13 protein-coding genes are annotated in these 13,945 nt (G+C 61.9%); 2 read left to right on the top strand and 11 right to left on the bottom strand.

Translation table 11 applies throughout. The features are described from left to right. Positions 1–66: 66 nt before the first annotated feature. The 11 genes from NPS47_RS24820 to NPS47_RS24770 all read right to left on the bottom strand — a co-directional run bounded on the left by NPS47_RS24820 (position 67) and on the right by NPS47_RS24770 (position 12,070). Positions 67–246, bottom strand: a complete 180-nt coding sequence (locus NPS47_RS24820; RefSeq protein ID WP_038616324.1) for a hypothetical protein — start codon at positions 244–246, stop codon at positions 67–69. A 121-nt stretch (positions 247–367) separates the two neighbouring features. Further along, complete coding sequence (locus NPS47_RS24815; protein WP_274297366.1) at positions 368–1,507, bottom strand: lactonase family protein; 1,140 nt, start codon at positions 1,505–1,507, stop codon at positions 368–370. After that, positions 1,473–1,763: a DUF5629 family protein gene (locus tag NPS47_RS24810; protein WP_274297365.1), complete on the bottom strand. Its 291-nt coding sequence runs from the start codon at positions 1,761–1,763 to the stop codon at positions 1,473–1,475. The genes NPS47_RS24815 and NPS47_RS24810 overlap by 35 nt, the downstream gene beginning before the upstream one ends. A 120-nt stretch (positions 1,764–1,883) precedes the next feature. Next, a complete protein-coding gene (locus tag NPS47_RS24805) occupies positions 1,884–4,265 on the bottom strand; it encodes an efflux RND transporter permease subunit (protein WP_274297368.1) in 2,382 nt (793 codons plus the stop codon). Positions 4,266–4,285: 20 nt separating this feature from the next. Beyond that, positions 4,286–5,332, bottom strand: a complete 1,047-nt coding sequence (locus NPS47_RS24800; protein WP_274297364.1) for a WD40/YVTN/BNR-like repeat-containing protein — start codon at positions 5,330–5,332, stop codon at positions 4,286–4,288. Between the two features lie 229 nt (positions 5,333–5,561). After that, positions 5,562–8,225, bottom strand: a complete 2,664-nt coding sequence (gene pepN / locus NPS47_RS24795) for an aminopeptidase N (RefSeq protein ID WP_274297363.1) — start codon at positions 8,223–8,225, stop codon at positions 5,562–5,564. 13 nt (positions 8,226–8,238) lie between these two features. Further along, positions 8,239–9,069 (bottom strand): DUF2797 domain-containing protein, encoded by an 831-nt coding sequence (locus NPS47_RS24790; RefSeq protein WP_274297367.1) that lies wholly within the window; start codon positions 9,067–9,069, stop codon positions 8,239–8,241. Next, positions 9,066–9,326, bottom strand: a complete 261-nt coding sequence (locus tag NPS47_RS24785; protein ID WP_274297362.1) for a YeaC family protein — start codon at positions 9,324–9,326, stop codon at positions 9,066–9,068. The genes NPS47_RS24790 and NPS47_RS24785 overlap by 4 nt, the downstream gene beginning before the upstream one ends. 13 nt (positions 9,327–9,339) lie before the next feature. Next, positions 9,340–10,212 carry a rhomboid family intramembrane serine protease gene (locus NPS47_RS24780; RefSeq protein WP_274297361.1) on the bottom strand — a complete coding sequence of 291 codons (873 nt, stop codon included), beginning with the start codon at positions 10,210–10,212 and terminating at the stop codon, positions 9,340–9,342. Further along, entirely contained in the window at positions 10,209–11,180 is a 972-nt protein-coding gene (locus tag NPS47_RS24775; RefSeq protein WP_274297360.1) for a metallophosphoesterase, read from the bottom strand. Before NPS47_RS24775 ends, NPS47_RS24780 begins: the two co-directional genes overlap by 4 nt. Then, positions 11,180–12,070, bottom strand: a complete 891-nt coding sequence (locus tag NPS47_RS24770; RefSeq protein ID WP_107022970.1) for an NAD(+) kinase — start codon at positions 12,068–12,070, stop codon at positions 11,180–11,182. The genes NPS47_RS24775 and NPS47_RS24770 overlap by 1 nt, the downstream gene beginning before the upstream one ends. A 135-nt stretch (positions 12,071–12,205) precedes the next feature. Between NPS47_RS24770 and NPS47_RS24765 the strand changes: the two genes are divergently transcribed. Together NPS47_RS24765 and NPS47_RS24760 are read left to right on the top strand one after the other, a co-directional pair. Continuing rightward, the gene (locus NPS47_RS24765; RefSeq protein WP_274297359.1) at positions 12,206–13,171 is read left to right on the top strand and encodes a DUF1853 family protein; all 966 of its coding nucleotides are present in this window, start codon (positions 12,206–12,208) and stop codon (positions 13,169–13,171) included. 377 nt (positions 13,172–13,548) lie between these two features. After that, positions 13,549–13,945, top strand: a 397-nt coding sequence (locus NPS47_RS24760; RefSeq protein ID WP_274297358.1) for a DUF4123 domain-containing protein, incomplete at its 3' end; no start/stop codon positions are given.

Here is a 13,945-nt window from a genome sequence, read left to right as displayed (position 1 = left end):
CACACTGCCAGAGGACAAACCTCAATAAAGTATGGCGATATGCCAATGCCAGAATATTTACACGCCTCAGTGCTGCGACTTGTGGTCCAGCGCGGCATAGAAGTTGGCGCTTTGTTGCAGGTATTTCTGGGTGTAGCTGAGGGTGGAGGATTTACGCTCGCTGATTTCCACCTGCGCGTGAGCAGGCAGGGCAACCGAAGCAGAAATGGCAGAAGCGGCGATGACTGGGAAGAGATTGAAGTTCATGGCGCTGACCTCGAAGTCTGTGGTTTGAAGTGGCCGTTGCAGGCCGTGGTCCAAACTTACGCCGCTGGCGCGGCGCACAGAAATTCATTGCAGCAGTAGCGATTATCAAGGCGGTTGATAGTCAGTCGATGAACTTGAGGTCCGATGGCGCGTCCTGAGGCAGCTTCTGCAGCGTCTCACCGAGCATGCCGCTGCGTGGATCGCGGCGGATCACCACGATCTCGTTGCTTTTCTGGTTGGCCACCAGCAGGAACTTGCCAGACGGATCGATGGTGAACTCCCGCGGATGATCACCCTCGACACTGCGGCGCTGCACCTGCATCAACTTGCCGCTGTCTTCATCCACAGCAAACACCAGCAACTCGTTGGCCGTACCGCGGTTGCTGACATACAGAAAACGCCCGTCAGCCGACAGGTGCAAGGCGCCTGCGGCCTTGGCCGAAGCGTCGTTCTGCTCGGTCAGCGGCAGGCGCTGAAGCTCCTCCAGCTTGCCGTCCTGATGGGCGAAGACCACCACTTGCGCGCTCATCTCCAGGGTCAGGTAGGCCTGCTTGCCATCGCTGCTGAACAGCAGATGCCGCGGCCCGCTCCCGGGTGGCAGATCGACAGCCGCCGGATCCGCCGGACTCAGCGGATGCTTGGGACTGGCGCCGTCATAGCGATAGATGAACACCTTGTCGGCGCCCAGATCGCTGGCAAACACGTAGTGCCCGTCGGGCGAAGACACTACCGAATGCACATGTGGACCCGCCTGGCGCTGCGGGTTGGCGCCGCTGGCCTTGTGCTGGTCCTGCTGCACCGAAGCCGCCAGCTTGCCGTCCTTGGCCACCGGCAACACGCTGAGGCTGCCACCGGGGGTCGGCTGGACACCGTAGTTGGCCACGAACAGGTAGCGCTGGTCATGGCTGAGGCTGGCGTGGGTCGGCTCGTCGCCGGCACTACTGACCTGGTTGAGGGCTTTGAGGCTGCCGTCTTTGGCACTGACGGAAAAACTGCTGGCCTGGCCGTTACCCGCCCCGTTCTCGTTGACCGCGAACAGCAGGCGATTGTCGACCGACAGGGTCAGCCAGGAAGGGTTTTCACTCTTGAGTACCTGCAACGGCTTGGCGTCGATCTGGCCGCTGTCACTGTTGAACGCGTAACGGTAGAGCCCTTCGCTGGCGCCATCGGTGTAACTGCCCACCAGCAACTGCGAGCCGTGGGCGGTAGCAAACACGCTCATGGCACTAGCGATCAGCAGGGTCTTCAGCTGGCGTTTCATCGTCATCCTCGTCCGGGGCGCGAAAGGCACTCATACAGACTAGTCGATGCTCGGCGCTGTCGGCAGCGATCAGCCAATCCCCACCGTCTGCACGGGCGGCGGCGATCTGCTCGGGCGTGAAAGACCACTTCTTCAGGGCCCGGCCGTCCATGCACTCGATGTGCAGACCGGTGTCGTCGAAGGTGAAGTCGAAGGCGTGCAGGCCGTCGATCAGGAGCATGTCGCAGGACTGCAGGACTTGGGAAAGGGTTGTCATCTGGAAGGTATCGTCAGGCAAAGAACGCATGATACCTGAAAGCATCGCGGGGCAAGCCCGCTCCCACCGGCTGAACCTCATAGCCTGGTGGGAGCGGGCTTGCCCCGCGATTAGCATCTATCAATGGGCGAAAATCGAACCTCCCGCCTTACCGACCATTTTCTCCGGCTTGATCAGGAACCGCGCCAGTGCTGGCAACAGCCACAGGGCGCCGAACATGTTCCACAACAGCATGAAGGTCAGCATCAGGCCCATGTCCGCCTGGAACTTGATCGCCGAGAAGATCCAGGTGCAGACACCGATGGCCAGGCACAGACCGGTGAACAGTACTGCTTTACCGGTGGACTTGAGGGTCTGGTAGTAGGCCTCCTGCAACGGCAACCCGGCACGCAGGAAGCTTTCCAGACGGCTGTAGATGTAGATACCGTAGTCGACACCGATACCGACACCCAGCGCCACCACCGGCAAGGTCGCAACCTTGACGCCGATGCCCATGAACGCCATCAACGCGTTACCCAGCACCGAGGTCAGTACCAGCGGCAACACAATGCACAGGGTCGCGGCAAAGGAGCGGAAGGTGATCATGCACATCACCGCCACACAGATGTACACCAGGATCAGGATGGTCAGCTCGGCCGACTTGATCACTTCGTTGGTGGCCGCCTCGATACCGGCGTTACCCGCCGCGAGGAGGAACTCCAGGCCTTCCTTGTTGTGGGTATCAGCAAACTCCTGCACCGCTTTGACCGCACGATCGAGGGTCTCGGCCTTGTGGTCGTTGAGGAACACCAGCACCGGCGCCAGCGAGCAGTCGGCGTTGTACAGGCCGTCGGCGCGGGAGATCGAGCTGTTGAGCACATCCGGGTTACGCGACAGGCTTTCCCATTTCAGGTTGCCTTCGTTCATGCCCTTGATCATCTGCTTGGACACAGTGACCAGGGAAATCGCCGACTGCACGCCCGGGGTGTTCTCCATCTTCCACATCAGCTCGTCGATCGGCGCCATGGTCGAGTAGATCGAGCAGCCCTCGGTCGGGGTCTTGACCATCACCACCAGCACGTCGGAACTGGTCGAGTAGTTGTTGATGATGAAGCTGTTGTCCTTGTTGTAGCGCGAATCCGGACGCAGTTCCGGCGCGCCCTGGTCGAGGTCGCCGATCTTCAGGTTCTGGCTGTACCAGAGGCCGCCACTGAAGGCCAACAAGGCCAGAACGATGGACACCGGCGCAACTTTGGCGCTGGCAAAATTCGACAGCAAGCGCCAGAACGGATGCTCGCGGGTCGCGTCTTTCTTGCTGCGCGCGATGGCCTTCTTGCTGATGCCGACATAGGAAATCGCTACCGGCAACAGGATCAGGTTGGTGAACACGATCACCGCCACGCCGATCGAAGCGCCGATGGCCAGCTCGCGGATCACCCCGATGTCGATGATCAGCAAGGTGATGAAGCCCACGGCGTCAGCCAGAATCGCAATCATCCCCGGCAGGAACAACTGGCGGAAGGTACGCCGGGCAGCGGTCAGGGCGTTCTCGGCCTCGCTCGATTGCAGGGCGATACCGTTGATCTTCTGCACGCCGTGGGAGATACCGATGGCGAAGATCAGGAACGGCACCAGCATCGAATACGGATCGAGCCCGAAGCCTACCGCGTGCATCAGCCCCAGTTGCCAGACTACCGCCACCAGGGTGGTGATCAGCACGGCGATGGTGCTGCGGATACACCAGGTGAACCAGTACAGCAGGATCCAGGTGATCACCAGGGCGATACCGAAGAACATTGCCACCATGACCAGGCCGTCGATCAGGTCACCGACTTTCTTGGCAAAGCCAACGATGTGCACCTTCACATGGGGGTTCTGCGCCTGGAACTTGTCGCGGATCTTTTCTTCCAGCTGATGGGAGAACTGCTGGTAGTCGAGCTTGATCAGCTTGCTCTGGTCCTGTGGATCCGGGTAGGACTCCAGCAGCGGCACATCAATGATGCTCGACTTGAAGTTATTGCCCACCAGCCGCCCGACCTGCCCGGATTTGAGCACGTTGTTGCGCAGTTGATCGAGGCTGTCGGCCGAACCGTCGTAGGTATTGGGAATGACTTCGCCGCCGGCAAAGCCCTCTTCGGTGACCTCGGTCCAGCGCACGCTGGGGCTCCACAGCGACTTGAGCCCGGAGCGGTCGACACCGGGAATGTAGAAGACCTCGTCGTGAATCTGGCGCAAGGTCTCCATGTAGTCCTTGCTGAAGATATCGCCATCGGTGGCTTCTACCGAGATGCGCACGGTATTGCCGAGGTTGGCCAGGTCGTTGCGGTGTTCGAGCATCTTCTCGATGAAGGGGTGCTCGAGCGGAATCATCTTCTCGAAGCTGGTCGAAGGACGGATCTGCGTGGCCTGCCAGAACAGGAACACACTGACCAGCAGGCAGATGAGGATCACCACCGGACGATTGTTGAAAATCAGGCGTTCAAGCAGCGTCGCCTTGTCCTGATGGTGTTGCTGCTGATTCATGTTGAACTGCTCCTGCTGGCTCATGGCTGCACTCCTTCGGCACCCTGGGCCGAGGCCAGGTGCACACCGCCCTGACCGACCAGCACCAGGCCTTCACCGTTTCTGCCGCTGACACCCGCCAGGGCGATGCGATCGGCGCGGTTGTAAACGCTGAACGTCTGGCCGTCGTCGCTGCTGCGCAGGACGCTGCCGCCATTGCCGACCAACACCAGGCTGCCATCTTCGAGAAGCGTAGCGCTTGCCAGGCCGAATTCGAGGGCGCCGCGGGCGGCTTTCAATTCGATCTGCTGCCAGCTGTCGCCGAAATCCGTGGAGCGGTAGAGGTTGCCGCGCAATCCATACGCCAGCAGTGTGCGTGGCTGGGCAGTGCCGATTACACCGAACAGCGAACCCTGGTAAGGGCCTTCGAGCTTCTCCCAGGTCTGGCCGTCGTCGCTGGAGCGGAACATGCTGCCCTGCTCGCCGACGATGAACAGGCCGGCGTCCTTCACTTGCGCAATGCCGTTGAGGTGGAGCTGGTCTTCGTTATCCAGGCGATCGGCAACGTCGCTCCACTGTTTGCCACCGTCGGTGGTTTCCAGCAATGCACCGTAGGCGCCCACGGCAAAGCCGTGCCCGGCGTCCTTGAACCAGACATCCAGCAGCGGCGCTTCGCGCTTGAGGTCTTCGAATTGCTTGGTCCAGGTCACGCCACCATCAGTGCTGACGAGAATCTGTGCGTCATGACCGACCGCCCAGCCGTGCTTGTCATCGACAAAATACACCGCCGTGAGCAATTGCCGGGTCGGCACCTTGGATTGGGTCCAGGACTTGCCCTGGTCATCGGAGAAGAGAATATGACCGCGATCGCCAACGGCGACCAGTCGTGCACCTGCACGGGTCACGTCGAGCAACAGGCTTTTTTCGGCTTTGGCCGATTCGGTGGAGTAAACCTGCGCTTCGGAGGCTGCCGCCTCGACCGTGCTGGCCCACAGCCCCATTGCCAATACCAGCACTGCGCTGGCGGCCAATACCCCTGGTCGTGCGCGCGCTGCGCAACCGGGACCTGCCATGTACGGCTCGGTCATAGATCTGTCCCCCGATTATTGTTATTTGGGTCAATCTATTTGCAGGTGCTGGGAGAAACCGTGTTCCAGAGCCCCGCAAAAGCTGAAAGCCATCCTATCGGGGTTTGCGAAGGGCTGACAACGAACGGGACGTTATCTTTTGTTAAGCGGGAAAAATCATCGCGGGGCAAGCCCGCTCCCACAGGTTCAGCTACACCGGTGGGAGCGGGCTTGCCCCGCGATCAGACCGTCAGGCCAGGCTCTTGCTCACGACTTCGTACACATCGCTGGACAGCGAACCCGATGCCAGAATGCGCTCCAGCTCGGCCTTCATCAGCGCCTGACGCGCCGCATCGTACTTGCGCCAGCGGGTCAGCGGTGCCAGCTGACGCGAGGCGATCTGCGGGTTGAGGGCGTTGAGCTCGATCACCAGATCGGCCAGGAAGCGATAGCCGGAGCCATCGGCTGCATGGAAGTTGACCAGGTTCTGCCCGGCGAAAGCACCGATCAAGGCACGCACCTTGTTCGGGTTCTTCAGGGTGAACGCCGGGTGCTGCATCAGCGCCTTGACCCGCGCCAGGCCACCCGGCAGGGTGCTGGCCGCCTGGACGCTGAACCATTGGTCCATGACCAGCGGGTTGTCTTTGAAGTTTTCCGCGAAGACTTCCAGCGCCTTGCCCCGCTCGGCCTCGAACGGCGAGTTGACCAGCACGGCCAGCGCGGTAAGACGCTCGGTCATGTTGTCACAGGCATCGAACTGCTCCTGGGTCGCGACCAGCACCGCAGGCTTGCCACTGAGCATCAGGTACGACAGGGCGATGTTCTGCAGGCTGCGCCGAGCGAAATGCTCGGCCGCGGCGACGTACTCGGTCGTGCGCGACAGGTCACGGTTAGCCTGGTAGCGCGCATACAGGGCGTCGAACAGCTGATCGGCGATCTGCTTGCGGGCGAACTCACGGGCCGCGTGGATGGCATCGACATCCGCCACTTCGCTGATTTCGGTGAGGTAGGCTTCGCTTGGCAGCGAGAGCATCTCGGCGACCATGGCCTGGTCCAGCTGCTCGTTGGCCAGTACTGTGCCCAACGCCGTGACCAGACGCTGGTCGAGCACCAGCGCACTGCCCTGCTGATGCTGGGCGATCAGTTCCTGCAGCACCTGCACCGACAATTGCTGGCCGGCTTCCCAACGGTTGAAGCCGTCGCTGTCATGCTGCATGAGGAACATCAGTTGGTCGCGATCGTAAGGGAAGCTCAGCTTCACCGGCGCACTGAAGCCGCGCAACAGCGACGGCAGCGGCTTGGCGGCGACGTCGACGAAGGTGAAGGTGAAGGTCTGTTCAGCTTCAGTCACCGACAATACGCGCGAGGTGCCAGCAGCCGCCGCTTCACCTTGCAGACGCAGGGCGATGTCGTTGCCCTGGGCATCGAGCAGGCCGAGTTCGACCGGGATCACGAACGGCTTTTTCTCGACCTTGTCCGGGGTTGCCGGGTAGCTCTGGCGGAAGGTCAGGCTGTAGGTCTGCGCAGCGCTGTCGTAAGACTCGCTGACCGCCAGACGCGGGGTACCGGCCTGGCTGTACCAGCGCTTGAACTGGGTCAGGTCGACGCCGTTGGCGTCTTCCATGGCCTTGATGAAGTCATCGCAGGTCACCGCCTGACCGTCATGCCGTTCAAAGTACAGGTCGCTGCCTTTGCGGAAACCTTCAGCCCCCAGCAAGGTACGCACCATGCGCACCACTTCCGAGCCCTTCTCGTAGACGGTCAGGGTGTAGAAGTTGGAAATCTCGATAAAGCTGTCCGGGCGCACGGCGTGGGCCATGGGGCCGGCGTCTTCGGCGAACTGGTGGGTACGCAGATAGGCCACGTCCTCGATGCGCTTGACCGTGCGCGAGTTCATGTCGGCACTGAATTCCGAATCGCGGAACACGGTGAAGCCTTCCTTGAGCGACAGCTGGAACCAGTCGCGGCAGGTCACGCGGTTGCCCGACCAGTTGTGGAAGTATTCGTGCGCGACCACCGCCTCGACCCGCTGGTGCGCGGCGTCGGTCGCGGTTTCGGCGCGGGCCAGTACACAGCTGGAGTTGAAGATGTTCAGGCCCTTGTTTTCCATGGCGCCCATGTTGAAGTCGTTGACCGCGACAATCATGAAGATGTCCAGGTCGTACTCGCGACCATACACCTCTTCGTCCCAGCGCATGGACTTCTTCAGGCTGGTCATGGCGTGCTGGCATTTGTCGATGTTTTCCGGCTCGACATAGATACGCAGGGTCACGTCACGGCCCGACTGACGGGTGAACTTGTCTTCGACACACCACAGGTCACCGGCGACCAGGGCAAACAGGTAGGCCGGTTTCATGAACGGGTCTTCCCAGGTCGCCCAGTGCCGGCCATCGTCCTGCGGCCCGCTGCCGACCGGGTTGCCGTTGGACAGCAGTACCGGATAGCGATGCTGTTCGGCGATCACCGTGGTGGTGAACTTGCTCATCACATCCGGGCGGTCGAGGTAGTAGGTGATCTTGCGGAAACCTTCGGCCTCGCACTGGGTGCAGAACATGCTGCCGGACTTGTACAGGCCTTCCAGCGCGGTGTTGCTTTCCGGGTGGATCTTCACGCTGGTGTCGAGGGTGAAGGTCGCCGCCTTGGGCTGCACGCTCAGGTGGCTGCCATCGAGCTGGTAGTCGTCAGCGCTCAGGGCCTGGTCGTCCAGCGCAACGCTGAGCAGCTCCAGCTGCTGGCCATCGAGTACCAGCGGCGGCAGACCGGCGCCACGGGCGGGGTTGCGGCGCATGACCAGCTGCGCGTGGACCAGGCTGTGGTCCTCGAACAGTTCGAAGGTCAGGTGCGTCTCGTCGATCAGGTACTCGGGCGCCTGATAGTCCTTGAGGTAGATCACTTGCGGCTGTTCGGTACGCATGTGGCGGTCCTTTTTACTGATGCACGGCGAGCTGGTACGCCGTGTACTTGCGAATATTGATCACACCGGTGTCGAAGATCAGGTACTGGCCCTTGATGCCCAGCAGCGTGCCTTCAGCCACCGGGTTCTTGTCCAGGTTGAAGCTGACGATCTTGCTTGGATAGGCCTCGACCGGGTAGCGGATTTCCACGACTTCGGCATCGCTCAGCGGCTGAATGGCCTGCAGGCCGAAGCGCGTCTGCAAGGCACTGAAGCCCTCGGCACAACTGTCGAACAGCTGATCGCGCACCGCCAGCAGGTCGACCGCCTCGGCATCGCCCTTGAGCAGCGCCCGCCAGTTGGTACGGTCGGCCACCTGGCTGCGGAACAGGTCTTCGACCAGCCCCGACTGCTGGCGGGTGGCGACCCGCACGATCGGCAACGCCTGGCTGGCGCCCTGGTCGAGCCAGCGGGTGGGCAGCTGGCTGGCGCGGGTGATGCCGACCTTGATGCCCGAGGAGTTAGCCAGGTAGACCACATGATCGGTCATGCAGAACTGCTCGCCCCAGGAGGGTTCGCGGCAGGTGCCCTGGTCGTAGTGGCATTTTTCCGGAGCCATGATGCACACGTCGCACTGCGCCAGCTTGGTCATGCACGGGTAGCAGTAACCCTGGCTGAAGCTGGTCTTGGTCTTGCGACCGCAGTGAGTGCAATGGATGGCACCGAGGTATTCCAGGCGCAGGGTCTTGCCGATCAAGGGGTTGACCGGTACTTCCTGCTCGCCCAGGCGAAAAGCGTACTGCACCACAGGCGCGTCGAGACGTGCCGACATTTTACTGATGGAGCCGCGGCCAAGTTCGATCAATGGATCGCGTCCGACTTGAACAGGATGTTGGCGACCGGCGCCGACTTCGAGCTGCATTCTTGCGGGCCCATGTAACCGGTACGCTGCTCTTCCGGCAGGTTCTGCATCTCCCAGGCGATCACCGCCTGCAGCGACAGTTCTTTCTGCTCGGTGGTGAGCTTGCGCCCATCCGCCCATTTGCCCAGTTCCACAGCCAGTTTCAGGCTCTGGTAGATTTCCGGGGTGATGTTCTCGATCATTTGCGCAAAAGTGGACATAGCGTCTCCCAAATCAAGCCGTAAGTTTACGCCGGGCCAGCGCCCCGCCCAAGAGCCCGCTGAGGCAACCGACCAACAACCCGCCGACGTGGGCGGCGTTGGCGATCTGGCCGAAGCCCAGCAGGCTGACCAGTCCGGACAGGCACAGCAGCAGCCAGACCAGCATCATCACCAGCACCCCGCGCGGCATTCGATACACCGGGTTGGGCGCCAGCCACTGGTACAGCCAGATGTGCCCGAGCAAGCCGTAGAGCACCCCCGACAGGCCGCCGAACAGGCTCGGCCCGCCGAACAGATATTGCGCGGCATTGGATACCAGGCTGAACAGCAGAGTCAGGCTGAGCAACGACCAGGGCCCCTGGCGCAGCTCGATACGCCGCCCCAGTTCCCAGTACCACAGGGCGTTCATGGCCAGGTGGAGGATGCCGAAGTGCACCAGCATCGGCGTGAACAGACGCCACCATTGGCCGTCGGCCAGGCTCGCGGCCAGCGGGGTGAAGTACAGGTAGTCGCCCTGTACGCGAAAATCGAGGAAGGTCAGCCAGCTCAGGGTGGCAAAGTTGTCACCAAGACCGGTCAGGCCGGCGACGATCAGGCACAGCAACAACACCACGGCCGTGGCCTTGCTGGCGCGCAACTGTTCGGCGAATCCCGGCCGTGCTGGCGGCTTCAGGGCGGCTTCGGCAGGCAGCTGGAAATCGGCATCGCCCTCGGGAAAGCGCTGGTACAGCTCGCGCACGTCCTCGGCGAGGTTTTCCGCCACCCACAGCACTTGATCGCCGCCCTCCTCGCTGACCCGGTGCGGCACCTGCAAACGCCGCAGCAAGCCGACAAAGCCGCTGAGGTCAGTGTTCAAAGGCATGCGTAACACCACCACTGCACTCATTGGCTGGCCTCCGGCCGGTCGACATCGACCCAGACGAACTTGCGCGGGTCGATTCGGGTTTCATCATCGAGACGGTAAGCGACCAGTTTGCCGTAGAGCACTGCGCTGTAATCCAGGCAGGCCAGGTTGGAACGGATCGGTGCCGGTTTGCCGCTGCGCCAGTAATGGCCGACGAACAGCATCGGCTCGTCTTCGCCGTAGCGCAGCAAGGCGTTCTTCTGCGTGTGGCTCAACGGCGTACTGGCAACCTTCTCGGGCAAGGCGTCGGGCTGGAAGACGATATCGCCGTAGGTCTGCGGGTCTTCTTCCCAGAACTTGGTGCGGAAGAAGGCGCGGGTCAGGCCGTCGCCGCCGGTCAGGGTCAGACCGTCCGGCAGGCGCATGTCGGTGCCCCGCAGCAAGCGGTTGCAGACCGTCGCGGCAAAACTGTCGGACACCCCTGAGGCCTGGATGAAATGCTCGTCGATGCAGCCGTCGGGATGTTGCTGGCGTAGCGCATCGATCAAGCGATGGTCCCAGCAGGCGTGAACCAGGCGAAAGCGCCCGGCATCGAGAAACAGCGGTAACTCGTAGAACCATTCGAGAAAATCATGCCAGTCACCCGGATGCTGCTCGAACTGGGTCAGGGTTTCGTAGATCAGCCTGCCGTGGCGCGGATTGTGTTCACGCACGAACTGCTTGCCCGTTTCGGGCAAGGCCGGGGTGTTCCAGCCCAGGGCGTTGTACTCATGATTGCCCATGATGCAGCGGGCCTGACCGGCATCGACCATGTCATGGACGATATGCAACGCCTCGCGAATCCGCGGGCCCCGGTCGATGATGTCGCCGAGGAACAGCGCCTGACGCTGGGCATGGCGCCAGACCCCGCCCTGGCGTTTGTAGCCGAGGGCATCGAGCAGGCGTTCGAGGGTGTGCGCACAGCCGTGCACGTCACCAATCAGGTCGTAACTACGGGCCGGATCGAGCATCACTCGCCTCCACCACCCAGGCGGCTGCCCCAACCGAGTTTGGTCCGGCAGACCTCGTAGTAATTGTGATCCAGAGGATGGATCAGGCGCAGCTTCTGCGGCTTCTTGTTCACCGTGATGGTGTCGCCGGGGGCGCAGGTGAAGTGGTTCTGGCCGTCACAGGAAATCTGCGGGTAGATCTGCAGGTCCTTGGACACCACGATCTTCAGCTCACTGTTGCCGTCGACCACAATCGGTCGCCCCGACAGGGTGTGCGGGTACATCGGCACAATGACGATGGCATCCAGTTTAGGGTGCATGATCGGCCCGCCCGCCGACAGCGCATAGGCGGTCGAGCCGGTCGGAGTGGCGACGATCAGGCCGTCGGCCTTCTGGCTACAGACAAACTGGCCATCGATGTAGATCTCGAACTCGATCATCCGCGTCGACTTGCCCGGGTGCAGCACCACATCGTTGAGCGCATCGCCCTGGCCGATGGCTTCGGCATGCCGACGCACTTCGGCCTGGAGCAGGAAGCGGTTTTCCACCAGGTAATGGCCGTCGAGTACTTCGGCGACTTTCACTTCCAGCTCGTCCGGGCGGATATCGGTGAGAAAGCCCAGGCTGCCGCGGTTGATCCCCAGCACCGGGGTGTTGTGCTTGGCCAGGGCGCGGGCGGCGCCAAGCAGGCTGCCATCACCGCCAACGACGATGACCAGGTCGCAGACCTCACCCAGCAGCTTGCGCGAAGAAGTCTGCAGGCCGTGACCGGGCAGGACTTCAGCGATGGTGTCTTCGAGGATGACGTGCAGATGCCGTTCCAGCAGGAATTTTTTCAGTCGGCGAATAGTATCGAGCACCTGCGAACTACCGAGGCGGCCGATGATACCGATATTGCGAAATTGCTCCATGGGGCTCCTGCTAGGCGCTACAGCGGGTAAAGAGGCGGGACTCGCCAAAGAGTCGATTATGGGCGAAAGCGCCGGGTAGCGGCAAACACTGGAGAAAATCGCCAAGGCCTGGGGCTTAGCGGCTATGCTCGCTGGATGAACCCTTTTCCCGGCCTGATCGACCTGCCCCGCCAGTTGCGCCAGCCTCAGGTGCGCGACCTGGCCTGGGTCATCCTCGCGCCGCCGATGCTGCGCGACACGCCCTGGCCCCAGCGTCATCCGCTGGCTGCCAGTGACTGGGTCGCGCATCCCGAACGGCTGCAGCAGTGGCTGTACGCCCTGGACAGGGACAGCCATGCGCTGGATCACTGGCTGGCGCAGACCGCAACCCGGCGCCTGGGCCTGTACTACGAACGTCTCTGGCAGTTTGCCTTGCAGCAGGTGCCAGGGGTCGAGTTGCTGGCCGCCAATTTACCAATCCGCAGCGGCGGCCACACCCTGGGTGAGCTGGATATTCTGCTGCGCGATGCTGAAGGCGTGCACCACCAGGAGCTGGCCATCAAGCTCTACCTGGGGCCACCGGACGGCGATGGCAAGGACCCGGCGCACTGGCTGGGCCCGGGCTGCCACGACCGCCTGGACCGCAAACTTGCGCACCTGGCCGATCATCAACTGCCGATTTCCGCCCGCGCAGAAAGCCGCGAGGCGTTGGCGGCACTGGATATCGAGCAGTTCAGTGCCCAACTCTGGCTTGCAGGCTATCTGTTTTATCCCTGGCCCGGCCATGCCGACTCGCCTGAGGGCTCACACCCCCAGCACTTGCGTGGACAGTGGTTGCATCAGCGGGATTGGCCAGCCTTCGTCGAACACCATCATGGCTGCTGGCAGCCATTGCCGCGCCAGGCCTGGCTGGCGCCGGCGCGCTGCGTGCCTGAAGAGCGTTGGCGCCAGGAGCGCTTCAGTGCCTGGCTGCTGGGGCTTGATCCGCTGGCACCGGCACAGCTGCTGGTGCGCTTGGTGGAAGGTCTCGATGGCGATTGGGAGGAAGTGCAGCGGGTGTTTCTGGTCTCTGACCTGTGGCCTGAGCTGCCAATCGCAGGGCACGTTCGCTTCCACCAGTAGGAGCGGGCTTGCCCCACAACTGCTACCAGCTCGACAGCCAAGAACAACGCGCCTCCCCAGACGCCTTACCGTACCTGGCGTTGCTGCCGTACTTCATACAGATCCTAAGTCACTCTCGCAGGTTGTCACTGCAGTGCAAGAAAACGAATATTCACACACCAACGTAGGAAGCTTCCTGCATCAATCCCTTTGCCACCTTGTTAGCGTGCGCTGAAATTTGAGCCGGCCCAGGCGATGACATGGGCATCGCGCTCTGCTGCCACTTTTCAGCTTAAGGACAAGCGCATGTTCGCACCGACCCTTGCTGCGCACTTCGCATTACTTTTCCCTTCTGTACCCCACTGTGCCGCCTGTCAAAAACTAGCGGAGTCGAACCCATGAGTCAGGCGTATTTGCTGCTCGATGGCGCCTTGATCGACAACCTGCCGAATCGCCTGTTCGAGCTTGCCGGCAGTACGGCGTATCAATTGCTGTATCAACAGACCGCGTACAGCGCCCTGTTAACGGTGAGCCCGGTGTTGCTGCCGGTCGTGGCGAACAGCCCGCTGGCGCATGCCTTTAGCCAAGAGTGGAGTACGACGGCGGGTATCTGGCTGGAATCCGAGGTCAATGAGGCGGCGGTAGTGCAACACCTGCGCAGCCTGATTCACGCCCGCTTCGAGGGCGATGCCAAGGCTTTTTTTCGCTATTACGACCCCCGTATCACGCCCTTGTGGCTGGCAGACCTGACGCCCCGGGAGCGTGATCGGTTGATGGGCCCGATCCGCCTGATCG

The organism is Pseudomonas putida, from assembly GCF_028682475.1.
In the GTDB taxonomy this organism is placed as follows: Bacteria; Pseudomonadota; Gammaproteobacteria; order Pseudomonadales; family Pseudomonadaceae; genus Aquipseudomonas; species Aquipseudomonas putida_AG.
The sequence above is the reverse complement of the archived record's forward strand: the minus strand, read 5'-3'. Positions and strand labels throughout refer to the sequence as shown.